Annotated in this window: 34 protein-coding genes and 1 pseudogene; 10 read left to right on the forward strand and 25 right to left on the reverse strand. The window is 34.1% G+C overall.

The features are described 5' to 3' along the window. Nucleotides 1-177 precede the first annotated feature (177 nt). The gene (locus SNE38_RS01010) at nucleotides 178-558 is read left to right on the forward strand and encodes a DUF7668 domain-containing protein (RefSeq protein WP_336045675.1); all 381 of its coding nucleotides are present in this window, start codon (nucleotides 178-180) and stop codon (nucleotides 556-558) included. Between the two features lie 151 nt (nucleotides 559-709). Here the strand turns inward: SNE38_RS01010 and SNE38_RS01015 are convergent, their stop codons facing one another. After that, the gene (locus SNE38_RS01015) at nucleotides 710-928 is read right to left on the reverse strand and encodes a hypothetical protein (RefSeq protein WP_336045793.1); all 219 of its coding nucleotides are present in this window, start codon (nucleotides 926-928) and stop codon (nucleotides 710-712) included. Nucleotides 929-1053: 125 nt separating this feature from the next. On the opposite strand from SNE38_RS01015, the gene SNE38_RS01020 reads away from it, so the two are divergent. Beyond that, the gene (locus SNE38_RS01020; protein ID WP_336045676.1) at nucleotides 1054-1818 is read left to right on the forward strand and encodes a transglutaminase-like domain-containing protein; all 765 of its coding nucleotides are present in this window, start codon (nucleotides 1054-1056) and stop codon (nucleotides 1816-1818) included. Here the strand turns inward: SNE38_RS01020 and SNE38_RS01025 are convergent. Next, nucleotides 1776-2249: pseudogene (locus SNE38_RS01025) on the reverse strand (transposase); the annotation flags it as partial. The gene SNE38_RS01020 and the pseudogene SNE38_RS01025 sit on opposite strands and share 43 nt — an antisense overlap. A gap of 138 nt (nucleotides 2250-2387) precedes the next feature. Here SNE38_RS01025 and SNE38_RS01030 point away from each other — a divergent pair. Continuing rightward, on the forward strand, nucleotides 2388-3635 hold the full coding sequence (locus SNE38_RS01030) for a TcaA NTF2-like domain-containing protein (protein ID WP_336045677.1): 1248 nt from the start codon (nucleotides 2388-2390) through the stop codon (nucleotides 3633-3635). Nucleotides 3636-3851: 216 nt separating this feature from the next. Here SNE38_RS01030 and SNE38_RS01035 read toward each other — a convergent pair whose 3' ends face one another. From SNE38_RS01035 to SNE38_RS01055, 5 genes are all read right to left on the reverse strand, one after another. Further along, nucleotides 3852-4247 (reverse strand): bleomycin resistance protein, encoded by a 396-nt coding sequence (locus tag SNE38_RS01035; protein WP_191705392.1) that lies wholly within the window; start codon nucleotides 4245-4247, stop codon nucleotides 3852-3854. Then, nucleotides 4244-4834 carry a histidine phosphatase family protein gene (locus tag SNE38_RS01040; RefSeq protein ID WP_408022373.1) on the reverse strand — a complete coding sequence of 197 codons (591 nt, stop codon included), beginning with the start codon at nucleotides 4832-4834 and terminating at the stop codon, nucleotides 4244-4246. The genes SNE38_RS01035 and SNE38_RS01040 overlap by 4 nt, the downstream gene beginning before the upstream one ends. Nucleotides 4835-5270: 436 nt before the next feature. After that, on the reverse strand, nucleotides 5271-5675 hold the full coding sequence (locus tag SNE38_RS01045; RefSeq protein WP_336045678.1) for a hypothetical protein: 405 nt from the start codon (nucleotides 5673-5675) through the stop codon (nucleotides 5271-5273). A 305-nt stretch (nucleotides 5676-5980) separates the two neighbouring features. Beyond that, nucleotides 5981-6460, reverse strand: a complete 480-nt coding sequence (locus tag SNE38_RS01050; protein ID WP_336045679.1) for a hypothetical protein — start codon at nucleotides 6458-6460, stop codon at nucleotides 5981-5983. A 519-nt stretch (nucleotides 6461-6979) separates the two neighbouring features. Then, nucleotides 6980-8629: a catalase gene (locus SNE38_RS01055; RefSeq protein ID WP_336045680.1), complete on the reverse strand. Its 1650-nt coding sequence runs from the start codon at nucleotides 8627-8629 to the stop codon at nucleotides 6980-6982. Nucleotides 8630-8871: 242 nt separating this feature from the next. Here SNE38_RS01055 and SNE38_RS01060 point away from each other — a divergent pair, with 242 nt between their 5' ends. The 4 genes from SNE38_RS01060 to SNE38_RS01075 all read left to right on the forward strand — a co-directional run bounded on the left by SNE38_RS01060 (nucleotide 8872) and on the right by SNE38_RS01075 (nucleotide 11749). Continuing rightward, nucleotides 8872-9330, forward strand: coding sequence for a VOC family protein (locus tag SNE38_RS01060; protein WP_191705388.1), 459 nt, complete (start codon nucleotides 8872-8874; stop codon nucleotides 9328-9330). A 305-nt stretch (nucleotides 9331-9635) separates the two neighbouring features. After that, nucleotides 9636-10067 (forward strand): hypothetical protein, encoded by a 432-nt coding sequence (locus tag SNE38_RS01065; protein ID WP_191705387.1) that lies wholly within the window; start codon nucleotides 9636-9638, stop codon nucleotides 10065-10067. A 387-nt stretch (nucleotides 10068-10454) separates the two neighbouring features. Then, nucleotides 10455-11237 carry a helix-turn-helix domain-containing protein gene (locus SNE38_RS01070; RefSeq protein ID WP_336045681.1) on the forward strand — a complete coding sequence of 261 codons (783 nt, stop codon included), beginning with the start codon at nucleotides 10455-10457 and terminating at the stop codon, nucleotides 11235-11237. 29 nt (nucleotides 11238-11266) lie between these two features. Beyond that, the gene (locus SNE38_RS01075; protein ID WP_336045682.1) at nucleotides 11267-11749 is read left to right on the forward strand and encodes a small multi-drug export protein; all 483 of its coding nucleotides are present in this window, start codon (nucleotides 11267-11269) and stop codon (nucleotides 11747-11749) included. A gap of 212 nt (nucleotides 11750-11961) precedes the next feature. On the opposite strand, the gene SNE38_RS01080 is transcribed toward SNE38_RS01075, so the two are convergent. The 3 genes from SNE38_RS01080 to SNE38_RS01090 all read right to left on the reverse strand — a co-directional run bounded on the left by SNE38_RS01080 (nucleotide 11962) and on the right by SNE38_RS01090 (nucleotide 14672). Continuing rightward, the gene (locus SNE38_RS01080; RefSeq protein WP_336045683.1) at nucleotides 11962-13530 is read right to left on the reverse strand and encodes a histidine kinase N-terminal 7TM domain-containing diguanylate cyclase; all 1569 of its coding nucleotides are present in this window, start codon (nucleotides 13528-13530) and stop codon (nucleotides 11962-11964) included. A gap of 494 nt (nucleotides 13531-14024) precedes the next feature. Beyond that, nucleotides 14025-14210, reverse strand: coding sequence for a multidrug transporter (locus tag SNE38_RS01085; RefSeq protein WP_336045684.1), 186 nt, complete (start codon nucleotides 14208-14210; stop codon nucleotides 14025-14027). A gap of 99 nt (nucleotides 14211-14309) precedes the next feature. Beyond that, nucleotides 14310-14672, reverse strand: coding sequence for a DUF2294 domain-containing protein (locus SNE38_RS01090; protein ID WP_336045795.1), 363 nt, complete (start codon nucleotides 14670-14672; stop codon nucleotides 14310-14312). Between the two features lie 1397 nt (nucleotides 14673-16069). Here SNE38_RS01090 and SNE38_RS01095 point away from each other — a divergent pair. Together SNE38_RS01095 and SNE38_RS19270 are read left to right on the forward strand one after the other, a co-directional pair. Next, nucleotides 16070-16285, forward strand: a complete 216-nt coding sequence (locus SNE38_RS01095; RefSeq protein ID WP_336045685.1) for an ABC transporter — start codon at nucleotides 16070-16072, stop codon at nucleotides 16283-16285. A 167-nt stretch (nucleotides 16286-16452) separates the two neighbouring features. Beyond that, the gene (locus SNE38_RS19270; RefSeq protein ID WP_408022372.1) at nucleotides 16453-16578 is read left to right on the forward strand and encodes a TetR family transcriptional regulator; all 126 of its coding nucleotides are present in this window, start codon (nucleotides 16453-16455) and stop codon (nucleotides 16576-16578) included. Between the two features lie 35 nt (nucleotides 16579-16613). On the opposite strand, the gene SNE38_RS01100 is transcribed toward SNE38_RS19270, so the two are convergent. The 3 genes from SNE38_RS01100 to SNE38_RS01110 all read right to left on the reverse strand — a co-directional run bounded on the left by SNE38_RS01100 (nucleotide 16614) and on the right by SNE38_RS01110 (nucleotide 17947). Next, nucleotides 16614-16760 (reverse strand): hypothetical protein, encoded by a 147-nt coding sequence (locus SNE38_RS01100; protein ID WP_336045686.1) that lies wholly within the window; start codon nucleotides 16758-16760, stop codon nucleotides 16614-16616. Then, on the reverse strand, nucleotides 16750-17637 hold the full coding sequence (locus SNE38_RS01105) for a hypothetical protein (RefSeq protein ID WP_336045687.1): 888 nt from the start codon (nucleotides 17635-17637) through the stop codon (nucleotides 16750-16752). Before SNE38_RS01105 ends, SNE38_RS01100 begins: the two co-directional genes overlap by 11 nt. Before the next feature lie 79 nt (nucleotides 17638-17716). Continuing rightward, a complete protein-coding gene (locus SNE38_RS01110) occupies nucleotides 17717-17947 on the reverse strand; it encodes a hypothetical protein (protein WP_336045688.1) in 231 nt (76 codons plus the stop codon). A gap of 290 nt (nucleotides 17948-18237) precedes the next feature. On the opposite strand from SNE38_RS01110, the gene SNE38_RS01115 reads away from it, so the two are divergent. Beyond that, nucleotides 18238-18858 (forward strand): HAAS signaling domain-containing protein, encoded by a 621-nt coding sequence (locus tag SNE38_RS01115; RefSeq protein WP_336045689.1) that lies wholly within the window; start codon nucleotides 18238-18240, stop codon nucleotides 18856-18858. A 103-nt stretch (nucleotides 18859-18961) separates the two neighbouring features. Here the strand turns inward: SNE38_RS01115 and SNE38_RS01120 are convergent, their stop codons facing one another. From SNE38_RS01120 to SNE38_RS01175, 12 genes are all read right to left on the reverse strand, one after another. Then, nucleotides 18962-19186: a hypothetical protein gene (locus SNE38_RS01120; protein WP_336045690.1), complete on the reverse strand. Its 225-nt coding sequence runs from the start codon at nucleotides 19184-19186 to the stop codon at nucleotides 18962-18964. 360 nt (nucleotides 19187-19546) lie between these two features. After that, nucleotides 19547-19819 carry a hypothetical protein gene (locus tag SNE38_RS01125; protein WP_336045691.1) on the reverse strand — a complete coding sequence of 91 codons (273 nt, stop codon included), beginning with the start codon at nucleotides 19817-19819 and terminating at the stop codon, nucleotides 19547-19549. Nucleotides 19820-19889: 70 nt separating this feature from the next. After that, nucleotides 19890-20084 carry a hypothetical protein gene (locus SNE38_RS01130; RefSeq protein WP_336045692.1) on the reverse strand — a complete coding sequence of 65 codons (195 nt, stop codon included), beginning with the start codon at nucleotides 20082-20084 and terminating at the stop codon, nucleotides 19890-19892. 82 nt (nucleotides 20085-20166) lie between these two features. After that, nucleotides 20167-20337 (reverse strand): hypothetical protein, encoded by a 171-nt coding sequence (locus tag SNE38_RS01135; protein WP_336045693.1) that lies wholly within the window; start codon nucleotides 20335-20337, stop codon nucleotides 20167-20169. A gap of 56 nt (nucleotides 20338-20393) precedes the next feature. Further along, nucleotides 20394-20978 (reverse strand): hypothetical protein, encoded by a 585-nt coding sequence (locus tag SNE38_RS01140; RefSeq protein ID WP_336045694.1) that lies wholly within the window; start codon nucleotides 20976-20978, stop codon nucleotides 20394-20396. Nucleotides 20979-21028: 50 nt separating this feature from the next. Further along, a complete protein-coding gene (locus SNE38_RS01145) occupies nucleotides 21029-21445 on the reverse strand; it encodes a hypothetical protein (RefSeq protein WP_336045695.1) in 417 nt (138 codons plus the stop codon). Nucleotides 21446-21563: 118 nt separating this feature from the next. Next, nucleotides 21564-21917 (reverse strand): hypothetical protein, encoded by a 354-nt coding sequence (locus tag SNE38_RS01150; protein ID WP_336045696.1) that lies wholly within the window; start codon nucleotides 21915-21917, stop codon nucleotides 21564-21566. A 120-nt stretch (nucleotides 21918-22037) separates the two neighbouring features. Beyond that, the gene (locus SNE38_RS01155) at nucleotides 22038-23045 is read right to left on the reverse strand and encodes an LLM class flavin-dependent oxidoreductase (protein ID WP_191705369.1); all 1008 of its coding nucleotides are present in this window, start codon (nucleotides 23043-23045) and stop codon (nucleotides 22038-22040) included. Between the two features lie 6 nt (nucleotides 23046-23051). After that, on the reverse strand, nucleotides 23052-23336 hold the full coding sequence (locus SNE38_RS01160; protein WP_191705368.1) for a DUF3219 family protein: 285 nt from the start codon (nucleotides 23334-23336) through the stop codon (nucleotides 23052-23054). Nucleotides 23337-23370: 34 nt separating this feature from the next. Then, nucleotides 23371-23526 (reverse strand): hypothetical protein, encoded by a 156-nt coding sequence (locus tag SNE38_RS01165; RefSeq protein WP_191705367.1) that lies wholly within the window; start codon nucleotides 23524-23526, stop codon nucleotides 23371-23373. Between the two features lie 394 nt (nucleotides 23527-23920). Continuing rightward, entirely contained in the window at nucleotides 23921-24403 is a 483-nt protein-coding gene (locus SNE38_RS01170) for a hypothetical protein (RefSeq protein WP_336045697.1), read from the reverse strand. Nucleotides 24404-24689: 286 nt separating this feature from the next. Further along, nucleotides 24690-26138, reverse strand: coding sequence for an S-layer homology domain-containing protein (locus tag SNE38_RS01175; RefSeq protein ID WP_336045698.1), 1449 nt, complete (start codon nucleotides 26136-26138; stop codon nucleotides 24690-24692). Nucleotides 26139-26547: the final 409 nt, after the last annotated feature.

Consider the following 26547-nt stretch of genomic DNA (forward strand, 5'->3'; position numbering starts at 1 on the left):
TATTCTGAATATTGGACCGAATGGACATTCGTTTGTATTTAGGGGTGTACCCTCGGTCCGAGGTAGGACTCCACAGAAACGAATGTTCGAGGACCTTATAGAAATAAACATACCAATTATCACGTTGAGTAAAGCACCGTCTCTAACAACATTTAGATTAGAATTTGGAGGTTCACTATGAAAACTGAAGATAAACAATATGCTTTAACTGTTATTACTAATATATTAAAAGTAATGCACAATAAAGAATATGAAAACATTTTAAATTATGTGGATGAATCTGAAGTGGATGATATTGGTGAGTTTTTCTTTTATGTTCAAGAAACTTTAAACTTAAATGGATTTGATTCATTTGATGAATATGGCGCACCTTGTAATTTCAACCCAAAATACGAATATTCACAAATCAACTTCTATGAATTCAATGATAACAGTGGATTTGCTGTTGATTATGATTTAACTTCAAATTCAAAACTGACAGATATGTGTTTACAAATGGAGTTTTTAAAAACGGATGACGGATTAAAAAGTGTTTTTATCACAGTTGACCCACGATAAAACAATATGTTAAAAGGAGAACATATGGAAATAAACCTTTACAAAATACACTTTGTTTAAAATTGTTATTCAACAATATGGCCCTATAACGGAAACTTGATCCTCTTATTGAAGAATCGCGCCCGATTGTGGAAGAAAAGATTTTATATTTTTAATAGCTCAAAATACAAACAAAAATTATAATATATAAAATCGGATAAAAGATAATGGCGATTAAAGCTTTCATTTTTGTATTCTTAATTGCACTTTCCGTTATTTCAGGTTCTTCCTTGTATATCCCTCGACTTCCCACCAGTAAACTTTCTTTCGGTTTAAAATACATCCAAATGAAAACACCATAAGGTATAAGCAATGCTATTATTAAAGCCATCCATTCCACTTACAACACCACCTTAAAGTATTTAGTAACTATATACGAATTAAAATCCTAATTTGTTTCAAAAATTATCCAAGTAGTATTCTCTAAGAATATTAATATAGGTAGGAGGACGTTAAATGACATTCAGCATAACAATCTCTAATCAAATAAGCGACAGAATAAAGGGTGCAAAAGAGGATAATGAAAGAGTAAAACGAATATTTTCCTGGATAAATGATGAATTTGAATGGATTGAAACTGACTATAAGGAAAGAACTGTGGAAGAAATCTTAATACGCCAGGCTGGGAACTGTGCAGAACAGGCGAAGGTCGTTGAAAAAGTTTTAAACCATATTGGAATAAAAACACGTTGGATTTTGGAAATAAACTCACAGCCGGAATGGGAGGATCGACAAAAGTTTTCTGAAAATCTCATTGAAAAGGATGGGAATTTTTACTCCATTTTTGGATGGAACCATAATGACCATAGATGGATTGAGTATTACAACAAAGATTCTAATCTATGGATTCCTATAGATACAGCTTTTGGGGTATTTGGTATGAAGCATTGGTTAGAAACAAGAATAAGTTTTTCTCCAGAATCTATACCAACCTCGCAACAAATAATACCTTTTTGTATTGTTGCATTAGATTCATCTAATGCTATTTCCGAGGAACTCTCAAGTTTTTACCTCATTGAACAATTCGATAAGTATTATAATGGGTTATTAAGTCAATCAGCAGAATGGGCAGAGTGGAAAATGTTGATCAATCAACTTACGGAGTTAGGGATAGCCACTTATAATAGTCAACACAACCTTCATAAGAACCAAGATGAGATAAAACAGTTTACAAACCTTTATTCAAAGTTAAAAAAAGAAGTTTTAACTGGCGTTAAATAGCCGAGTGTTCCGTGAATTCGTAGGTTGTTGAACCAGTGTACGTAATCCCCAAGTTCATGAGCGAGCTGTTCAAGAGAGGCGAAGTGAGCTTGATTAGCGAATTCTGTTTTAAATACCTTGAACGTTGCTTCAGCCACGGCATTATCATAAGGGCATCCCTTCATGCTCAGCGACCGTTGGATTCCGAATGTTTCAAGTGCCTCTGAAATTAGTTTGTTATCGAACTCTTTTCCACGGTCAGTATGAAACATTTTGACGTCATTCAGATTGGCCTGAATGCTCGCAATCGCTTGATACACAAGCTCGGCTGTTTTATTTTCGCCAGCACTAAAACCGATGATTTCACGATTAAACAGATCGACAAACAGGCATACATAGTGCCATTTTTTTCCGACACGAACGTATGTTAAATCACTGACTATGACCGCTAATCACTCTTTATTAAAAGACCACATTTATAGTAAAACGATGAAATCCTGTTAATATAGCTCACTCTTCTTAATTATAAAACATTAATATACATGTATTGTTAAAAATGTATTAATGTTATGGGAGAATGAGGTGACAAAATGAAGAAATGGTTTAGCATATTATTACTTGTATTGTTAGCAGGTTGTTCGAATGACGAAAAGCCCGTAGAACAGAAAAAAAATGAGGAAGCATCGAAAGTCGAAACGGTTACAGAAGTAGAAGTAGAACCATATATAAAAGCAGTTGAAGCAATTAATCGTGAAGATTTGGCGCTAGCCAAAAAATATTTACAGCTGACATTGCAGGACTTTCCAGATTCCAATGAGGCGATAGCCGCAAATGTACTATTAGCCTATAATTCGTTAGCTGTTTTTAGTTCTCATGCCGATGTAATGAAACAACTTACAAATGGTCTATCTCATCAATCAAATTTAATTAATGATGAAGAAATTGAAACGCTCAAAAACTTTAGTGACCAGTCCGCAGTAACAGTGGAAAGAGCGAAAGCGGATTTTATGAACTATGTCGATGCCTTTTTAACGCATTTTGATGATACAAAGGATTTATCAACTTATTTCAACAAATTTACATTTACAACAGCTGATTTTGAATATGTAAGTGATTTTTCATTTTTTGAAGATATTGGGGTAGTCGTTCCAAATGAATATGAAATTGAGACATATATAGAAGAGAATAATCGTGAATTAAGGATTGGCGCACTTATTGGACTTTCTAGTAAATATGATAAAAAGCACTATGAATTATTAAACTTTTTATATCAAAGTGGGGCTTTCATTTTGTCAGAAGATGAACAAATGTCGAAGCAACTATTTGACCTGTTATTTAAGTTTACGGAGAATGACCCATACAATGAGTATCGAATTTTAACAGAAGAAATTTTGGAAAAAAGTGGGCAACAAAATACAGATGATACAAGTGATGTTTCAACGATGAGTACGAATGAAGAAGTCGTAACATCCATTGATCAAGAAACGGATTCAGCTTTACGAAAAATAGTTCATTGGTTTGCGGAAGATTTTGCTCGTGCGATTAATGGACAAGATCCATCTAGTGTATCCTCTTACTTTGCAATAAATAGTGAGGGAGAAATGGTCGTGCAAGGATGGATGGAAAGCTTAATAAACAGCGCGACATTTGTAGAAATCGTAGAATCAAATGTCAATCAAATTGAAGTGCAAGAAGACGGCAGTTATTTGGTGTATGAGCATCGTATTGCAAAAGAAGATGATGGAGATGTAGGGTATGATGTGACCTATACATTTTTCCAGGATGAAACAGGTGCACTTGTTATTGAAGAAATTGAGTATGAAGGTTATGTATTATAAAACTTATAATTTATAAAAGAAATGGGATTGTATGAGTACCATTTCTTTTTTATTTCTGTAAATTTTATAGTTTGACCGCCCTATTTTTAGGCTGCTTTCTTAATAATTGTTGCTATAAAATTGGGCTGGGCTTATTCAAAAAATATGGCATTTTAACGGAAAAACATGGTCTTCTAATTGAAGAATCGCGCCCGATTGTGGAAGATCGTTTTTGAATTAAACGCCCTGTGAAAACCTTAGTAAATAACCATCTGGATCTTGAACTAAAAATTCAATTTCTTTAAATACAGTTTCACCTGTTGTATATTCGCTAACAAAAGGCTCCCTAAAAAGGGGAATTGCATTTTGATTTAGTCTATTAACAATAGATTGAATATCCTTAACAGTTATTTGGAAATTAATACCTCTACCTAATGGATACTCTAACAAGCCTGTTTCCCAATACCCATTAATTTCTTCAATCATCAATTGAGCATTATTGAGTGAGAGAAATGCAAATTTATCATTTTTTCTTTCGTATTCTAATTGGAATCCAAGTAACTCTGTATAAAACCACTTAGATCGTTCAATATCGGTAACTGACAACTCGGGTACTAAAGCATTGAATTTCATTTTTCTGTACTCCTTAAAATGCCCCATATTCTTTCTACGTTTTCGAGCACTTTTCCATTAAAAGTTAATTTATATACATCTGGCATATTGAGATTTTGCCAAAAGGAAAAATCATACTGGCTATCAAAATAATTCATGATTAAAACCATTATATTTCCATGTGTTCCAATAACAACATTTTCACCTTTGTATTTCTCTAAAATATTAAAAGTGGTTTCTACACCTCTTTTTTGAGCGAAGATGTTAGACTCTCCACCCTCCCATGAAAAATTGTAGTCCTCCCATACTTTTGTTACTGCAAGAGTAAAATCGTTGGCTGGGACTGTGGTTAAAGTACGTTCTTTCAAACCATCTATAATTTCAACTTCTGTACTTATGTATTCTGCTATGCCTTTGACAGTTTGAAGAGCTCGTTTATAAGGACTGGATACAACAATACCAATTTCCTCTGTTTTTAATAATTTTGTAACAACTGCTGCATCAGCAAAACCTCTTTCCGATAAAGGTCTATTTAATTCATCAGGTGTATATATAGAATGTGCGTGCCTAACAAAATATAAATTAGTCAATTTATCAGCTCCCGACATTAATAATTCTATTTTAACATCCCCTTGTTGTATTAACTTGCCCCGATAGTTTAAGTACATTATTTAAAAATCCCTCTCGCAATAGTAACCTGTTTTTCAGAAGAAGAATGTTATTCAGCAATCTTCCCCTAAAATTAAATTAAGCACTTTTCTTATTCAAGAAGGTACTGCCCCCAAAGTCCACTAAATCAAAGTTTTTTTTACTCATAGAATCACCCCATATATTCCTCTTTATCACATTCCTAAACGAACTTACCTATTCAATAATACAAGTATATTTACTATAAATATTAACATAAATATCCAATTGTAATTAGAACTATTCCTCTATTAAATGGCCCTATAACGAAAAAAGGGCGATCCTTATTTCGGAATCGCGCCCGATTGTGGAATAAGTATCAGCTTAAGTTAGCTAGTTTAATGAAATCTGAACCTTTTACCAATCTGGTCCATCATCAGAATCACTCACTTTAAGAGTAAAAGCTTTGGGATTTAGATTGCTTTTTTTAACTAATTCATAGAAGATTGATTTTATCTCTTCTTGCTCTAATTCTGTAGCTTCTTTGTTTAATAAGATAATTTTCATCTGAATATCTTCTTTCGAATAAGCAGCAATTAAAAGACGGTATATATAACCTTTTTCCGATAATTCATTATGCACATGATTCACGATTCCATTATCTCCATATAGGAAATTCTCCATTTCCTCAGAACTTACTGTAGGTGGAACTTCAGATGCTGTTCCTTTTGACGAAGAGTTATTGATAAATAAGAAGGTTCCTACAATTAAAATTACTACGGCTCCGACTAAAGCAATTCTATCCTTTTTCAGTTTATACACTTCCTTTTTTAATCTTAGGATATGACTGAATAAAAGGAAATAAACTTACTTGATCTTTACAAATGAAAATAGACGCACTCCTTGTTAAAGAAAAGCGCCCGATTGTGGAAGATCGTTTTTTCGATTAAATATACAGGTTTTTATTCAGCTATCACAATCTGCATAAAAAATTGTATATACAATTCCCAAAAGAAAACCCAAGAAATGTTAGTTTAACAGTATTTCTTGGATTTCGGCTTCTTTCCAAACTTTCATTTGGGAACTTTTTTTTAATATGTATACAATATACTGCTCATTTTAATGACCTACTTAACATTCACTTCAAATTTATATGGCATCCCTAAATAACGGTATTGTATTGTTGCTTTATAAATCGGTTGTTCATTTAAAATAGTTAAACCATAAATTTTGTCGTCTTCTTTTACTTGTTTTTTATCCTGTCTTTCATAAATCTCACCAATTATAGTTCCTCTTTCTATCTTTGCGTCCAATAAACTAAAAAAGTCATACGTAGCTGCTTCTGAAGATGAAAAGTCATCTGTTACAATGAAACCTTTGTCAGGATGATTAATTTGCATTTTTACTTCAGAGGGAGTCTCTCCATTATTAACATATACTTTAGTTATTTGAATATCATTAAACCCTTTATTCCCTAGTCCTATAACAACTGATGTATACTCACTATTGCCAGCAATAGTACCATATTCTAAAGGTGGATTTATCCGTATCCAGAATATAATGCCTGTAAATATTACAAGAATTAATCCCACTATAATCTTTTTCATTTTTATCCTCACCTCCCTGAATATTATTTCGCTATATATATTCGGAATACCTTTAAAACATTCATAAAGCGTTGTTTGGTAACATTACACATAAAACTGTTATTCAACAATATGGCCCGATTGTGGAATAACGATTAGCTTCTATTAGTTGGTTTTGTGGAAAGTCAGTGTAATTCCTTTTTAGCAGTTTGTTTATATCCTAACGCTGCTCGAGCTCAAAAGCAGACATGCTGAGCATGCCTGCTTTTTAATCTGGTTTTATTCACTCATATATCCGGTCCCAATGGGCCCGCTAGCCTTTTCATAATACGTTGAACTTTTTATGATTAATTGAGTATCTCAACGCTCTTCCACTGCCAATCGCAATAAAATTAAAAGACCTAAGCCTGGTGGAATACCAAACATAAGTCTTTTAATTTCGCCAATTACCTAAATTTAACTTTGGGTCAAATCAAAGGTGAATTTTTAACTCTAACTTTTAGAGTTTGTAGCATCTATCCAGTTGTTCTTTTTTAATCGTTAATATGGGTCTGCTTCATGGCTTTTCTTCACTGCATCTTTTGTTGCTTCATTCGCAGCGGTAGTACCCTGTCCATATTTAGAAATACCTGACTCTCGGCCTGGTAGCTTACCTTCCTGAGCCATCTTTTCAATTTCTTTCATTTTCTTTTCAGTCTCTTCTTTAACACGGCGGCCGTAATCTTCATCAGCCTGTGTAAAGTGGTTAAACATCGCCTCCTGAATGCGCTGGTCACAGATTGCCAGTGCATCCGATAAGTTATTAATGAGCTCATCACGTTCCCAGTCTTCAAAGCTGCGGTATGTTTCACCTGCTTGACCATAGTTATTCGGGCGATCAATAGGTTCACTCATTAATGCAGCATTATAAGAAGGCTGATGTGGTGGATATTTTTTATCCCCTGCATCACGGTACCCACCAATCATTGACGGTTCATAATTAATATGTGGGTTTTCACCGGATTCTTTAGGATCACGCGTATCCATCTGACCACGCTGCTGATTTGTACGAACCGGTACCTTTGGTGAGTTGACTGGCAATTTTAAGTAGTTTGAGCCTACACGGTAACGCTGTGTATCTGAATAAGAGAATGTACGCCCCTGCAGCATTTTATCGTCCGAAAAATCCATACCGTCTACTAGAACACCAGTGCCGAATGCAGCCTGCTCGATTTCTGCATGAAAATCTTCAGGGTTACGGTTAAGCACCATACGACCTACAGGCAACCAAGGGAACTTATCTTCTGGCCAAAGTTTTGTGTCATCTAGTGGATCGAAATCCAGTTCTGGATGATAGTCATCCTCCATAATCTGAACAAACAGCTCCCACTCTGGATACTCTCCACGTTCAATTGATTCATATAAGTCCTGTGTAGCATGTCCTACGTTTGTAGCCTGAATGGAGTTTGCATCTTCTTGTGTCAAATTGCGGATGCCCTGTTTTGGTTCCCAGTGATACTTTACAAGTACAGCTTTACCTTCTTCATTAACCCATTTATATGTGTTAACACCTGACCCCTGCATATGGCGGTATGTCGCTGGAATACCCCAAGGTGAAAATAGGAACGTAATCATATGCGTCGCTTCCGGTGTACGTGAAACAAAGTCAAACATACGCTGTGGATTCGGTACGTTGGAAGCCGGATCTGCTTTAAAAGCATGTATCATATCAGGGAACTTCATAGCATCACGAATAAAGAAAATCTTTAAATTGTTACCTACAAGATCCCAGTTGCCATCTTCCGTATACATTTTCACTGCAAAGCCGCGCGGGTCTCGTGCAGTCTCAGGTGAATCCTTTGCACCTGCCACTGTGGAAAAACGTACCATAAGTGGCGTTTGTTTACCGGCACCAGAAAAGACTTTTGCACGGGTATATTTTTCTACAGGCTCATCTCCAACTTTGCCGTAAGTTTCAAAATAACCGAAAGCACCTGAACCACGTGCATGTACTACACGTTCAGGCACCTCTTCACGGTCAAAATGTGAAATTTTTTCAATGAAGTGATAATTTTCTAAAGTCGCTGGTCCACGGTTACCCACTGTACGGATATTTTGGTTGTCCCTTACAGGGTGTCCTTGACGAGTAGTTAGAATTTCACGTTCCCCATCCTCTTTTTTTGTAACATTTTTGTCTTTGTTCTCTGCCACAATAAAACCTCCTCTGAAATACATTACTTATAAACAATGATAAAAAAACTTTACATCATTATGCTTTATACCCAAATTTATCAGTCTATATTCTAAAAAAGGGAAATACATAAATACAAAAGCAAAAAAATAAAGAACAGGGGGAAAATGATTAAGTAAGTTTAGACCTTTGAACGAGGGAAATATTTCCTTAATTTGATATAAAATATAAATATAATAATCTTAATAAGAGAGGTATTACTTTGATAAAAGGTTTATATGAAGCTCATTTACCAGTAAGTCACTTAGAAAACTCAATTTCATTTTATCGAAATTTGGGACTAGAGCTAGCCTATCAGCAAGATAAATTAGCTTTTTTCTGGATTGTAAAAGAAGAAAGTTGGCTTGGGTTATGGGTAAGCGATAAAGTTGAACTTCCTTATCACCCTTCCATCCGTCATATCGCATTTCGAGTTGAGAAAGAAGATATCATTTTGGCTAAGAACTGGTTGAATGAAAAAGGAATCGGGATTCGTACTTCATTTGGTTTTGATGAATATCACCAACCACTTATATTACCTAACAATCCTCACGCCCACGCTGCAATCTATTTTGATGATCCAGATGGTAACTCCATTGAATTGATTACGCCCATTCGATTAGATTTTCCAGAGGATTTTAAGATGATGACATTAGAAGAGTGGTTGAAAAGAGAAGAATGACAACAAAAATTCTTTTTATATAAGTCTTTACCTTATAACTGCAAAGATTTATAAAGGATACAAAATTAAATTAATAACGTTTCAAAATCAAAGTTTTGGCTATAAGAAAAATCGGTAAACATTGGTGTAGCAGCGTTTACCGATTTTTTATTGGAACATAGTTTATAAGAGATTTTTTTTTTTGAATATCCCTTATATGTGCAAAAGCATAATGGTGTTTTTTGACCACTCTTCGAAATCTTACTTTCAGTTACCTGTCAGATGGTAAGCGATATAGGTATAGTCATATTACTCGATTAATAAAATTGAAACAGGAAGAAAAACGAGGTGATTTTATTATTGAAAAACTAAGGAAAATTAGTATGAGAACTGCTTTATTTATGGGAATTATTTTTTACTCTTTGACTATCTTAATCCACTTTCTTATTATAAACGAAATAGTACCATTCACATGGGTTAATGGTGGAAGGTCTGAATCATTAGCAGAACAGCTACCAATATCTTTTATAAATATCGGTATTGCTATTATTGGAGGAGTTTTTACGTTGATTGTTGGTAGATTTAAACTAGATAAATACAAAAGAGGAATAACCGTTATATGTTGGTTTTTTGTTGTACTTTGGTCTTTTGGATTTATTCAACAATTGTTTGGAACACCTTTTGAAAAAATGGTTTGTTCTGTAGTGTTGCTTATCGGAGTTATCTCGAACTTGCGTATGGCGATTGAAAAAAACTAAAAGGAGCACCAATATTCCTGTAACTGTAATAACGAGTTTTTGCCAACCTTTTATTTGCGTATTCATCATTTCACCTCAAATTAAAATTTAATCAGTTTTCTCCACAAGCTCCATATATCCTTCACAATCCCGCTTTAAATCATAACATAAATTTCCAATTTAACTTAAAGTTACTCCTCAATATGCCCTATAATGAAAAATAACAGGCTCCTTAATTTAATTTTTTATCGTAAATTACTTTCTAAATTTTTTTGCGGGAAAAGGCTTTAAAAGCCCGTTATAACAACAATGCAACCTCAAGTTGACAATTTGCATTCACCACGTGATAGAAAAAGGGTCCCTGTTTTTATACATTATAACTAACAAAATATAAGGGAGTTGAAATAAATGGGATTTGGAGAAAAACTACTTAAGCTAAGAAAAGAAAAAGGATTTTCTCAAGAAACTTTGGCTGAAAAACTAAACACTTCAAGACAGGCAATTAGCAAATGGGAAAACGGTCAAGGATTTCCTGAAACAGAAAAACTCTTAATGATAGGAAATATCTTTGAGGTATCGATTGATTACTTATTAAAAGATTCTGTTGAAAACAATGAAGGAAATGAAGAAGGTTATTATGTAAGCAAAGAGATGGCAGAAGGTTTTTTGTTAAGCACACAAAAAACTGCTAAACATATCGCGTTGGGATTTGGACTTTTTGCATTGGCATTTGAACCGTACTTAATTATGGGGACAAATTCAATGCTAGGGGTTCTCTTGATTATTGTCATCGCTACATTAGGAATCATTTCTTTTGCAACATTAGGTTTTGATCAAGGGCAATATTCCATTCTCAAAAAAGAAGTTTTATTATTTGATTCCAATTATTTTAAAGAGCTAACAGGAAGATACGAGGGCTTTAAAAGAAAACATTCAGGAATAATGGTGATTGGTGCTTGTTTACTAGCTGTGGGATTCTTGGCTTTTGCCTTGGAGAACAAATTAGAGATGGGCATTTTGGTTCCTTATTATCCGGTTTTTGTGTTTTTAATAGCTGTTGGTCTTTATATATCGGTTCGCGGTCTTACTATTCTTTCTGCATATCAATTATTGGTTAAAAACGATGAGCATACAGGCCGGTTTGGTTTTAAATTGAAACAGAAGGCAAAGAGGAAATTTGAGGACTTTTAATGATGAAATTTTAGTAAGGGGGATTATAAATGATTTGGACATATTTTATTATCTTTATATTAGCTGCAATTCCTTTTTTTGAAGTGACAATGATCGTACCAATTGCAATTATCGGGGGTATGCCGGCAGTCCCAGTGATTCTTATCGCCATTTTAGGGAATTTATTAACGGTTGCTTTATTTATTATATTTGTAGACTCAATCCGTAATTGGCGTAAAAAGAAAAAAACAAATGTAGAAACAAATGATTCTAAACGTCATCAACGTGCGAAGAAAATTCGCGAAAAATATGGTTTACCAGGTTTAGCGTTTATCGGTCCATTTTTTATAGGTACTCATTTAACAGCATTATTAGCTGTCACTTTTGGTGGTACACGCCTAAAAACTTTAGTATTAATGACCGCAAGTATCGCATTTTGGGCAATTTCACTTGGCGGTGCCGCGCATTTAGGTTTTGATTTTCTAGTGACGGATGAAGATGATGGATTTATTACAAGACTTTTAAATCAATAAAAGAAGCGTTCTTGCACTAACGGGCATACTTGTGGAAGGAAATAATAACTTATAACATTAAAAAACACAGATTAAGTTTTCTGTGTTTTTTATGATAGGGTTCTCCGTAATATGAGTACATGCGGTTTTATATTGCACTTAAATACAAATCAAATGAGGCTTCTACTTCTTTTGCTACAAGCTCTATATGTTGATTTTTTTAATGGGGTTCACTATACTTCTTTCATTAAATACTGTTCTTTTATATTCTTTTTATCTTCATACATACGCGTATCGCAAGTATGATAAAGAAACTCATAATCTATACCATCTTCTTCAATAAAAGCAAATCCAATACTTGGCACAACTTCAATTTCGATGTCGTCTCGCTTATACAAATTCTCCTGGAAGACATAACGTACCTCATTTATTTGCTTTATAAACTTTTCCTTTGATTCAATTTGCTCAAAAAACATAATAAATTCATCGCCACCTAAACGTGCTAGTATGTGGGGATTTGGTAAATTTTCACGCCAGCAATTTGCTGTAAAAATTAATACATTATCTCCTGTTAGATGTCCGTATACATCATTGATTTCTTTAAAAAAGTTTAAATCACATATCATTAATGCAGCATCTTTTTTTCTGGACTGTGCCAATTTTCGTTTTACTTCTTCTTCAAAATAAGTACGATTATATAGTCCTGTTAGTACGTCGTGATGCGCTAAATATTCATATTGTTTGGATTGCTGAAGTAAACTTTCTTCATACTTTATAGATTCTGTAATGTCATGTAATATGAACATTTTTCCAATTGGCTTATTATTACTTCCATTTACAAATGAAAAATGAACATTATAATACTTCTCTCTCAGTTGCATTGATTGTGTTGTTAAGCTATCTATTTCTGATTTACGTTCAATAAATTGTACTAGAGGTGGAAAATGAGATAATACTTTTGCTGCCGAGTTACCAATCAACTTTTTATTAGGTAATTGTTCAAACAATCTATTAGCAGATTTATTATAGATTTTTAAATTATTATCTATATCAAAAATAATTACAGCATCACTTATGGATTCAAAAACTTTTTTCATAGCTAGAGGGGATAATTTCAGCAGATTAAATTGGTAAATTCCCCATAAGTAAAATAAAGAAGAAAATACAAGTCCAAAAGGAGATATATCGATTGGTACTTTTATAGCACCCATTGAATGGATGAATGGAAAACCAAATACAAACAAAGAGCCGATTATCATCAGGGCTGCTTGTTTTTTTCTCTCTCTATTTGACTTAAAATAAAAATGGATTAATAAACCTATACCAATTAAATGGTAACTGTAAGCGTAGCCAATATGTAAGTAAAACAGCGGGCCTCTATCTAAAATAATAAGTGGAAATCCTTGAGAATAATCTAAAGTCATGCTCTTGTAAAATAAATTGTGCCATTCATTTGTAAAATGGGCACTTAACGTATAGATTGGACCAATTGATAATAAAGCTATCGATCTTTTTGTCAAAAATCTTTGATTACCTGTGAATTGTAATATCATGATTACCCAAATAAACGGTGCAAAAGGAATTCCTATATACTGAATGTGTATCCAAAACATCATTTGGTCCACTGTCGTACTTAAAAGTTGAAAAGCGTATCCAAATGTGTAAAAAAACGCGGCTACCACACCTAAGCCATAACTAATCGAAATAGGGGTTTCTCTATTTTGCCAAGCAAAATAAAGCAACATCATGAAACAAAAAATGAAAAGAAATAAAATGGATGAAAGCATAAAGTTATAGCTCATAATGTGAATTCCTCCAATAGTATCGTTCTGTAAATACTAGTATATATATATGATTATGAGATTATGTAAATTAGAAAATACATTTTTTGTATGTCTATTCGTAATCTTATCATGTGGTTTCTTATTTACAATATTATTTTCTTATGTTTGTTAGTCATTCAATCACTAGCGATCTTCTACTCATCCTCACTTATCTTGTTACTTGCATATTTCATCTCCTTTTAGAAATTAGACGATTTTTTTCCCCTACAAATTGGTGAAATTCTCCCTTTGTAATTTTTTAACTTACGAAATAAAAAATAGACATATTCATTTTATCTGAATATGCCTAAGTCTTAATTATAACTTTAGTTACTATTACGGATTAAAATCTAACTGCACTTATTTTTGATACGGCTCACCCAAATTAATCCAAAAGCCTTTAATAATTTACCAATAAGTCCTTTGAATTCTTATTCAAGAAAATGGCCCGATTGTTGAGGAAGAAAGAAAACTTATTCTGTTGTTTTTTTCAAATTGTCAGCAAATTTAAAGGATAGAATTTCGCGATTTTTCTCTATTATTTCATTATTTTTAGCTATCGTTTCCTTTATATTTAGATGAATTTCAGTATCGTAAATTTCAAGGTGGTTTTTTAGTTTTGTATCTAAGCGAGGTACTGATGTCTTATTCTTTTCCATATCAATTTAAACCTCCTTTTTCCGCTATTATAATGATGGACATAAATCTTTTCTTTCCCTAAAATGATTCTAGAGAAATGACTACATTCAATTGTTACATCATAATTTACTTTGCAAATCCTCTGAAAGCTTAAAGACCATAATGCGTTCCCCAGTTATTGTACTCAAATCACTATAAAAACTCACCACTTCTATACCTGTTATAGTTAGTATTGCTTCTTTTATTTCTTCTACACCGGATTCCACTAAGCTATTTCGCATTTTTTTGACTGATAATAGGCCCTCTTTATTTTGGCATACTGCATATTCTGCAGGTGTTAAGACCCCTCCTAACACAACAACCACCATATCTCGCAAGATATCTGATTTAACCGATACGGAACCGCGCCCTAAATAACTTTTCTCCCAATTAGTTAACACCTTACTGATTTCGGCTTCAAGAGCACCTTTTGTTTTTTCCATCATGACTTCCATCCCTCCACTCCACAATTAATCGTTATACATTTATTATATAGTCTGTATTACCTCTAGCTTCTCCCATATGCACATATAAATATCTTTTCTCTGCACCATTTAAAAAAATAAAAAAACCGACAATCAAAAAATAATGGTTTCAAATATCAAACCATTTACTTTTAAAATTGTCGGTTTACTTTTAACTAACCTAATTTAGGTTTTTTAAAATGTCTACCTATTATTTAAAATTATTTTTCTAATTCCTTTTTGGATGGATAATCAATTTTCAAAATATTGACTACCAAACTAAGGATAAACGCTATTTATAATATATTAATCCTGAGTTAATTCTCTGTCAAGGTCAAAGATAATAAAATTTATATTGGATATTTAGCTTCAGCATCTTATGTTCGGCATGTCCGATTTTTAAAAATTAGACATTTAAAACGATATCTTTGGTGAAGTTAAATGTTTTGGAGAAGTAACGAAACAGAATAACGGTTCATCACCATAAGTTGGGGATGACAAAATTGAAAAAATAAGATTCGCTACGGGCGTTGAAACATGTGTTTTTGAAGCTCGGCGTCTGTTGTACTACATTCCGGGGCAGGCATTTCGGGCGGTGTGGCTACAAAGCTTTTGTAGATTGAATTGTTAATGAGATAAATAGCGGAAGGAATTTCCGTTATTTTGAAAATGACATAAAAAATAGTCAAAATAAGGGGAGAAACTTCCGTTATTGACTTAAAAAACATGAAATTTCAGGATTTTATTTGAAATAACGGTAAAACGTTCCCTTATTTACCCCAAAATGAGCTACACCCTTCAAATAACGGTAAAATCTTCCCTTATTTTGGTCTAATCGAGGATTTTTCGGCGCATTTCCATAATGGATGTTTTTGTTAAAATTTGATATTAAATGTGCGCGATTAAAACCGATTGAATTTAAACAAGAAGCGTACGACAAACTTATGCGGGATGTTATGCGTCTACAAGGAAACCCTTAATTGGAACAAAGAAAGATATATTTGACCCTTTTTATGAAGTTTTTCATACACAATTCGTGAAAGAAACGCTCCCAATACGAAAGACATAATTCAATTCAGTGGAATTGCACCCATTTATTGAAGATCGTTATTAGCTAAATATTAGTTAAACTTTTGCTAAAACCCGTACTTTTTCCTAAGTATACTAAATTTTTATAAAAGTTGTGGGCAGCGATTCGTTCTTCTCTATTCTCGCTGTTTCCCAATGTTTTTTCTATGATCTACTAGTGCTAAAACTCGCTCATCAAATTCACCTATGACTGTAATAAGCCTTAAGTCTTAATCTAGATAACCTAATCATATTGCCTGCATCTGCTTACTATAATAATAAACAACCTTTGAAAAGGAGGTGTTTCTATGAGTCAGCAATATGGTATTTCTGGAATTTTCCTTGGATTTCTCACAGGTGTGATATGGTTGCTGCTAGCATTATTGGGGTTCATTACTGAGTTTTTTGGATTAATCGGTCTAGGAGGAGTTCTTGGTAATATTTTAAATATTCTAGTTGCGTTAATTGGCTTCCTTGCTTTTGTTTACTTTGGTTTACGCCTATTCAAGAAAGCATGGCACTAGTGCAAGTAAGTATAATGGGCTTAAAGGAAATTTTACATTCCAAACAAGACAAAAAGCCTTTATGTTAAAAATCATGTTTTGGGGAACAAAGTCCACTTATAAATGAAGAGAAACCGCTTGTTTCCAAACACTATTTAGCTGCGTATGTTGCATCGGCACATATCGGGGTGATACAAAGATGGCTAGAAACGAGAAGAAAAGAATTCCCTCAAGAAATAGCTCTACTTCTAGCCAACATAACAGTTAATGGTTCTTTTAATGCAGCCGGGTTAAAAAATAAGCGTAAGTATTAGTAAAAGTGCATGCTGAGTTTATTGTAAATGAAGAATTACGCATATTCTTCCTGCTGTATTTTCTCAACTTTTATTTTTAAAATGGATAGCGTTAAAAGCGTTAATATACCTACTATAAGATAACTAATGGTTACAATAAGAGGTAATCCTAATGGATGAAATAACACCGGATTACAATTCATACATATACAGCTCATTCCCGTCCAAAAACAGCAGCTTATTCTCCCGGTTATTCACTAATTGCGGTTCGAGAGGCTTACCATTTGGTTTCATCAGTTCGAGTTTACGGACCGTCTTATATTCATTGCCTTCACGTTGTAACTCAAAAAATGCATGTTCCCCTCTCCCTTGGTACGCAACGACTGCCTCCCCTTTTACCGCAAATGCATTAAAAAACATATCTTCAGTTGAATAATACTTTGTGAGACCTTCTTTCCGTACACCAATCATCGATTCCAGGCTAAAGAAAAACCAAATTCCTTCATTAGGTACATCATTCAACGCCAAACACTCAAAAATATAATATTCCGTATCCTCTTCAAGCGAATCCGTCTTACCACCCGAGGCGTCCCAGCCAACTAGCCCACTACTACCAATTGGATCCTTCCAGCCGTAATTGCCGAAAACTCCTTCATCAAAATATCCTGTCCAAATCTCTTGATTCTTTGTTACGTATACATGCTCAATACCATCCCCTAAACAAAAGGATCGGATGAAACAACCATTTTCATCATAGACTCGTGCGTTTTCTTCAATATTTTGAGCATCATGGTAATACGACCGCGCGCATACAAGGAGAATGTGTCCGTTATCAATCGGCTGTATGTAATGATAATTCCATGTCTCTTCCGGCAAATTCAGCACTTTCTTTTGTCCATCTTTTAGATGAATGACTTGATATCTATAGCTTTTTTCCGTAACTGTTGCAGGGAAGGAACCACCAATTAGTGGAATTTGCTCTTCCCTCAGTAGAACAAATACATCGTTTTCATGTCCAAGTGCAATTGAAAAAGGCGTCATTTTTTTCAGCTCTTCTTTCAGATTAGCAATTGGATTCATCGGTATTTTGAGTATTGATTTCATTTTCTTTCACCAACCTTTTCTCTATAAAGAATTTCTGTATCTTAACGGCCATTAATTATTGCTTTTTACTTTTAAACTCTTCATATTCCCCCCAGGCTAAGTATGCTATACCTATTATTAAAGCAATGCTGCTAAATATATTTAAAGTGTTTCCTACAAGCAATAACGCTACACTCCAATTTATAGCTTTTAAACCCGAACCAAAAATAGCTGCGCTTATGTAATTTGCAGAAAATAGAAATGCAGCTATCGCTATAAAAGCAACCCCAGTTCCACGTTTATTCATATACTCCTCTCCTTTCGATTTCTTTATTATTCTATAAAAACTTAGTAAGTACCTTAAAAAAACTTCCCAAATCAACATTGCCCAAATATATTAATCCATACCTTTTCACCCATCACTCAAAATACATATATCTTTGACTCCTATATGTGAGTGGCATATGATTGGGATAATCCGAAGAAGGTGTACGGAGAAAATATTATCAATTATCAGAAGCAGGACAACGAGTTTTGGCAGAAAGACTTCATATTTTTCATGACTTTTTGCTGTAAATTTGAGAGGAGATGCTGAAAATGATGAGAGAAAATAGTGTAAACGAATACCTAGAAACCTTGAAGGAAAACTTAACTGGTGTTCCTCAAGAAGAAATAAAGCTGATATTACATGAGATAGAAGATCATTTAAATGGAGAAATACAAAATGAAATCGATAAAGGTAAAGACAGACAAGAAGCTGAGAAGTATGTAATCTCTAGGTTTAAAAAGCCTCAGCAATTAGCAGAAGAATATTTACAGACATATGAAGAATCAAATCCGAAATCTGTAACATTCTTATCTGTGACATCCATGTGGTTTATAGGTGCTGTTTACTTAATGAACCCAATCCTCAAAGGTTTCATAGAACCAGCTTTTTTCACACTTGGTTTAGCTGTATTGATTTTCGCTTCCATTTATTTGATGTTGAAAAAGAACTGGAGAAAGCTAGAAATCAAGACGATAAAGCTCATACCTCCTACGATTGCTTTTCTTATATTTCCTTTGTCTATAGTATCTTTTTGGATTAACGGAAATATAAATTCTTTCTTGTTATCCTACACCGTTATCTATTGGGTATTTTTAATAATTAGCAGCCTTTACTTTTTTAAGATAATAAAAAAAAATAATCTTGGAAAAGTGTCTTTTAGCTTTTTTTGAAAAGAAAAATAAAATATAAAAAAGATAACAGGTTCGGTTGACGGGTTAAATAATACACTTCGGCTTAACACTGAATAGTAGAGAATATCTTAATTAAATATAATTAGAAACTAAAAAGAGCCATCACGATAATTAACAAAGATACGGGCATAAAAACCATTCCCCAACTATTTTTACCTTTCGTTTTAAATTCATTTATTGCAATAAGTGCAAAGAAAATACCAAGTAGTAAAGATGATATTGGACCATACGAAAAATCTTTTGTAATTAAGCCATATACTGATATTCCCATTACAACTAAAGCAAGGATTATTTTAATAATTTTCAACTCAATTCCCCCTTGAATTATTCACTAACCTGTCTCTTTTGTTTGAGCACATTATTTCACAATCTATAAATTTATTTTAGCATAAATTTTCCATATCCCTTCGTTTGATATTATGCGAACATTTAGCAAAAGTTTTGACATCGATTTTAGCAAGACCACATAAATTTATGCGGTGTTGAACAGAAAAAAAGAAGTGCGAATTAGTTTACTAATTGCACTTCCAAAACCATTGTTATTTGCGATTTTCTCCACTTGTTCCGAACCCGTTATTAAATTTCCGGTGTTTTTGCTTTCTTATTCAAGAATTGCACCCGTTTACGGAAGAACGTTTCAAGCCCCTGATAATTATAATTTCCCCAATTAGGTGTTTAGAGACTTTTTTGTAAATAAACCAATAATGATGATGATGATACCGTTAACAGCAAATAAAAAACTATATAATAACATCATCATTCCCGTTCCAAATCCTCCTGGATCAAAGGGGCTTACGCTTATACCTGTAAGAAAAAAGACCAATGGGGTTAAAAGTAAGACAATTATTCCAGCCCAAATTCTTTTCTTTTTATTTTTTCCTGATATTTTGAAAGCAATGAGGTTCGTTAGACATAAAGCAATTACAATTATTAAAACCAATATTACCTCTATTTAGAACACTCCCTTTTACCCTAATATTAGCATGGGGAATTCCACAAACCTATATATCTTATTCAATAAATCCGAATTCACTAAGTATTTCACCTAATTGTATATAATCTCTTTTATCTTCTTCTGTTAATTCGCTATAACTATCTAATGTTGCTAATTCAGGCTGATGGTATTTTCTCCAATTGGCAACCAAATTGTTTAGAATTTTCATATCACTTCCTGAAAGTGTATTTAATACTTTACCGACATTCATACTAAACGTAGTTCATATGATAAAATCCCCAAGTTACACTAATAAGTCATGAATTGTTAAACTCTTCTGCTACGGATTATATTTATAAACTATTCTTTTTAGTTCTATTACCAATAGTAATTATTCCAAATAAAACTAAACCCGCACCTAAAAAGGTCAATAAAGTGTTCCAGCCAGATGGAATATCTTCGAACGTAATACTTGCTAGTCCTATACCTATTATTAAAAGTATCCAAGCCCAAAATAGTTTCACATAACTCCCCCTTTTCTAACACCATTTTTCAATTTAAGCCCTCGTGTTCTCGAAGATTAATATTCTTTTAAATCCGTTGTGAGCAATTTCATTTCATAGTCCATACTTGTCATCGTTTTAAGAGTACCATTTTTTCCATCAACAAATGGGAAAGCTGTTTTGTGAATAGCGTAATGCTTTAACTTTAAATAGGCGACCACTGGAAAATCTGCTTCAACCCATATTGCTCGATAACCTACTATACCGAATTTTTGAATTAAACGTTCCAAACTTTCTACAACTGAATAAATAAATTCATCATAATTGCACGCAAATGCTGATGTAGTTTCTGGAGCACCTTTTTCAGTGTCGTCTACATACTGGTTGACTTTAAAGTGTAGGTTTTCTCCGTTACTTTTTATATCAAACGCTTTGATGTGCCACTCTGTTAATCCTGGTTCTTGATACCAACTAAAATTCGTTTCATCGACATAGTATTCTGGATTCATATCAGAATTCAGCGACAGTAAAGCATTTAGCAAATCGTTTAAAGCATCAGAAAGATAACTCGCTCTAAAAGTTAACGATTCATTTGCTGTCTGTAGTTCGCATATTGCCCAACCTACGCCTATAATTTTATAATTAAATTCCAGCTTACTCACCTTTTTCGTTTTAAATTGTTATTTATATTGCCAATTTAACTACCTCTTTTTTATAATTCTTTCACATTATTTTTAATGAGATTTTGCACAAAGAAAAACAACTCTGAATCTTTTTTTAGAATATATTGGTCCATAGGTTTACGATTTTCGCTGATTCCAATGATATTTCTTTTGTAATCAAAATTTATGCTATAGGTTGTTTCGGTCTCTTTTCCATTAATAAATATATACGAATCGGAATTAAATGCCTGTATGTTAGGTATTAATTTCTTCCTTACCTCTTGGCTATCTAATATTGCTCTAAGTTGTTCGAGTTCTTTTGAATTAAGTTCATACAAATTCAATCCTCTTGGGTATGAAATTCGAGCGCTTTCAATATTTGCTATATCAAATTCAGATACCTCATTAAAAAGTAGTAACCGTTTACTGTAAAAGAATATTAGCAAAATCGTAATAAGTACCGCCAACAGAAACCATATTTTTTTGTTTCGAATAGTAACCTCCACTTTTTTGTAAAATTTCCCTTTTTAATAATTATATCAAAATTTTGGTCGCTGATTTAAATAAACCTCACAGCTTTTATTCCTAATTTTCGAATACCGTTATCTCTTTAGCATTTAATGTTAGCCCTTCAAGATCGGCTCTTTCTAATATCGGCTCTTCAAAATATACTGACACCACATTATTTTGATTTAAGTCATCAACTGTTAATACATCACCAGCCTGAGTCTTAATAATCGTTTCATCAGTTATTTTAATGCCACAAGAATAACCGATATCATCATTAATATGACTTTTATCCGATTTTCTAACTAAATCTGAACATTCAATATAGATGTTATCTTCTTCGATAGAATATATTTCTCCGTAAATAGAGTATGTTTCATTTGAACAGGCAGATAAACAAATGAAACTAAATATTAAAATTAACTTCTTCATACCTAAACAACTCCTTATGCTCTATATAGCGTTCTGTGACACTCCTTAGATGGCCCTATAGTTAAAAAAGACGCAATTCTTCTTCAAGAATGCGCCTGATTGTGGAGGATTGTTATTCCATTAATGTCCTTCTGAAAATACTTCTTTTGCAATTAGTTCGTAGGATCGGATTCGATCTTCCGGTGAGTATGTGATGGTATTAATCATCATTTCATCCGCTTCGTATGTTTTCTTTAAATCAAATAATTTCTGTTTCACTTCATGAGGATTGCCAATAATGATGTTCTGTTTCACTTTTTCCAACGTTTCTAAATCTTTTTCAGTTAGCTTATATTGCTGAGCTTCTTTTATAGAGGGCACTCCTTGATGCGTCTCCCCTTTTTCTATTTGTAAAGACCAGATGAGATAGCTTGCTGCAACTTCCTCAGCTTTTTCCGTTGTTTCTCCACAAATAACGTTAACAGTAACGATGACTTGCGGTGTTTGCCCTTCTTTTCTTGGTTTGAAGGTATCAATATATTCCCTAATGATAGCAGCTCCATCATGATCGCTCATAAAATAACCGAAAGTATATGGCAAACCATGTTCCGCTGCTAGTAAAGCACTTTTTTTCCCCGTTCCAAGGAGCCAAGGTTCTGGCGGATTTTCAGGTATGGGAGACGCCGATAACTTTGAATATTCGGTATCCGTTGGAAAATCATCGTTTAAAAAATGAAGTAAGTCTCTCACTAAGACAGGAAAGTTCCCCACATTTTTGATAAAGTTCTCAGACAAAGCAATCATCGCTTCAGAAGATCCACCTGGTGCTCGTCCAATTCCTAAATCAATACGATTTGGAAATAGTGTCGCTAGCATATTAAAGGTCTCTGCCACTTTATATGGTCGATAATGAGGCAATAAAACCGCGCCAGACCCTAGACGAATTCGATTCGTGTGAGCGCCAATGTAACCTAACATTACTTCAGGTGCAGGACATGCCAGGCCAGATAAATCATGATGTTCGGCAATCCAGTATCTTGTATACCCAAGTGACTCCCCAACCTGTGCTAATTTCATTGACCAATTTAATGCATCTTGAGGAGTTTGATTAGAAGAGATTGGGGATTGATCCAATATGCTTAATCTCATTAAATTTCAGTCCTTTTCTTCCACTAAAGTCAATTTATACTCTCCTACCTGATCTTTTTCATACAAATTTGTAATAGAAGTGGAGTAGTTATAAATTGTTCCTCTAAACATTAATTCCTTCTCTGGAATCTTAACGTCAAATGTTCCGTTGTAAAGTAAAGTCGCAATGTCATGGTATTCTTCGCTTGTCACGTTAAAAATAACAGAGACTTTATAGAGCCCATTTACTTTTTCTTCTTCATAACTACACAATTGAATTGTTCTGTCGTTTAAAATTATTTTACTGACCATAAAAGCACTTCCTTTTAAATCGTTGTTGTTATGTCTATTCTTTACAAAAATCCACAAACTTTTTTGCCTGTATTAAGGACAAGCCTGTTTGTTCCCTCACAAACTTCACCGCTTTCACTTCACCGACTGACTCTATTTTCTCTTTTACTAAGGAAATCAGTTCCTCAGAATAAATTTTAGTATAATCCATTTTTTCGCCCCCCTATGTTATGAAAGTATAGCATTCCCAAATCGAATTAGTCCTTTAATGAAAACAGGCGCTGATTCTTATTACAGAATCGCGCCTGATGACTGAAGAAATGAGATGATTGGCTGCTTGATCAACAGAGCATACTTGGAACCCAAAAATAAGGGGAGAATTTTCCCTTATTTGAAGAATTGTCTTCATTTTAATAAAAATAACGGTAAGATTTCCTCTTATTTATCTAAAAATCGTTAGTTTTCATATTTTTTTAGTCAATAACGGTAATTTCTCCCTTTATTTTTACGAATCTTTACATTATTTTCTTAATAAGCGGAATTTCTACCGCTATTTTGACCGCTTTACTCCATTATCGTTCTAGATTCGATTGATAAGAAAGTCATTAAAAGGCATCTTCTAAAATTTCAAATAAGTCACTGTCATTAGAAATTTTATAATACAAATGATCGCTATCATTATCATATTCATTGGTGAAAACTAATATTTTTTGAGTTGAATCGAGATTTAACTCGTAAAGTTTATTTAATGTAATATAAACAATATAATCGTATTCTTTAAGGGATGTATCTGTTCTTGGTATTCTTTCAAAGCTAGAATTTTCTATCGCTTTTATAACTGCTAATTTCTCCTCATCTGACAGCTGAAGTTCTTTTAGATATTCTTTGTTCGCATCTTTAAAGTTCATATAATATCCGTTTACATCTGCATTTTTTGAACTGAAATCTACATCATTAAAAACTTCTTCGCTGGTTAATATTTTGCTCTTAAAAGGAAAGACAGCTACTACAATTACAAATAGAGCTACGATAAATAATATGCCTATACTATAGACTATTGTTTTTTTATTTTTGATTTTATCATTCATCAGCACACCTCATTTAATATTATGTATATATTCAAATAATAACTTATTTTCCTTATTCTAACAAAATGTTTTCCCATTTGCCGTTCCTTCTAACCAGGTTCCTTTAAAGAACAACGTTGGAGGAAACGGACCATTATACAATCATGAAACAGTTTTCCGACAAGCGCGACCGTTTGTTGCATCAACTTTTGCAAGAGGAATAGCTATCAAAAGAACCCCATCAAAGCCTTTCGCGGCGATGAAGGGGTTCTTTTTAATATTGTCTCGCATGATTATTTTACGAAAATTAATGATCCGGCTCAATATCCCGTCGTATATAAACATTCACGATGGAACCAATCTGTTTAACATCTACAAACAAGCCTTTCCAAGCAGAACTATAGCAGTCCGTGTCATCACAAGATTTGTCGGTCAGCCTAGTTTCGTAATCGATATGAATCCCACCTGCTTTCTTACCGGTAGCTTTCACTCGGAATGTATTCGTTCCTGGATCCCGAGTGATTTCCGCAATCTCTGCGGCATCTTTTTCCCGAAGTTTATAACCGCCTTTGTACGTAGGCGTATCCTCATACACAGCGAATGGAATTTCTCTGATTACATCGATATCATAATAAAAATGAGCGTCGTTCAGTTTTGCCTCAATCCCATACCGTATTTCCTTCCCGCTCTCAAGTTTCACTGTAGCAATATACTGACCAGGTTTGTCGATTGTCAGTGATACAATCGAGTATTGATCCACATTAAAAGGCATATTACTAGATAGTAGTTCTCCATCCATCGTCGTAAGGGAGATCGTTTGAATGCTTTCTTTAATGTCATATAGATTGACGGCTGTCGGCACCATTTCATCCGTCTCTTCCAGTGTCAATGTCAGTTCGCCGTTTACTTTTTTTATGTGGACATAATACTTCTTGTAGTTCTTCACATTTGAGCCCTCGCTCGGCACTCCCGTAAGATTCAGTATTCCTGTCCCCTCCTTCAAGGGAACCAACTGAATTTCATCCTCGGTATAGCCTTCTTTTCCGACTACTTTGTGCGCTTTGAAGAAACCGTTCTCCACATCCGATTGCCAAATCCAAACATGGTCCCAGTTTAATTCGCTTGCTTTGAGCGTAACCATTGGCGGCTTCGCTTCTTCGGTTGCTTTCAACATCTTCGCTGCTTGCCCTCTCGTAATCGGGGCGTTTGGACTGAAAGTGTTCGGAGTCGTTCCTGACGTGATGCCAAGTGCATAAATCGCTAGAATATTTGCATCATGCGAAGGGGAACTTCCTACATCCTTAAATGGATGGTTATATATCTCCTCACGTGGTAGATTGAACGCTTTGACAAGGATTGATGCCATCTGCCCACGCTTGATCGGATCGTTCGGACCAAACCGGCCGTCCCCGTATCCACTGATAATGCCTTTGTCTACCATCGCTCCGATTGCTTTATAGTAGCCATTAGCTGGTGAGACGTCTTTGAATCCCGAATTTTTCACATTTGACGTATCCAAGCTGGTCATCTTCGCGATAATCGCGGCCGCCTGTCCCCTCGTAATCGAATTGCCCGGCTTGAATGTGCCGTCCGGGTAGCCTCCGATAATATTTCGTTCCGCGAGATCATACACTGCTTCCGCGAAATGCTTCGTTTGCGGCACGTCCGAAAACTGTTTCGAGCTTTCTGCAAAGCTAGTTGCAGAAAAGTTGCTAGCGAGTAACAGCGCGCCAAATATGCTTACTAATCTTTTCATTACTATCTCATCCTCCTCACTTGGCAATTCTGTTGGTAGCCATTGCTGTTCTTCTTCTATTCCTATTCCCTCTATCGATTAAACAAATATTGGAAAAAGTTTCACTTCTAAAATACAGAATGTTTTCTCAGATTATTCCTCTCCACAAATCCCATATGCGCTAATACCTGCTGTTATTTCGAGAACCTGGTGCAGGACTGTAAAAGGTAAAACCCCCTTCAACCAGTATTGCGCTGTACTGACGGAAAAAATGGAAATTAGTTTCATATTTTTTAAACTATTTATTTTGCATTATAAGAAAACCTCCATTTTGAAAAAGATTGATCAAAATGGAGGTTTTCATTTGTAAAGTATGAGATTTTTATAAAAATGATCATTCCCTCAGAAGGTGTAGATTTGGATAAAACTT

Source organism: Solibacillus ferritrahens, assembly GCF_037027585.1.
Classification (GTDB): Bacteria; Bacillota; Bacilli; order Bacillales_A; family Planococcaceae; genus Solibacillus; species Solibacillus ferritrahens.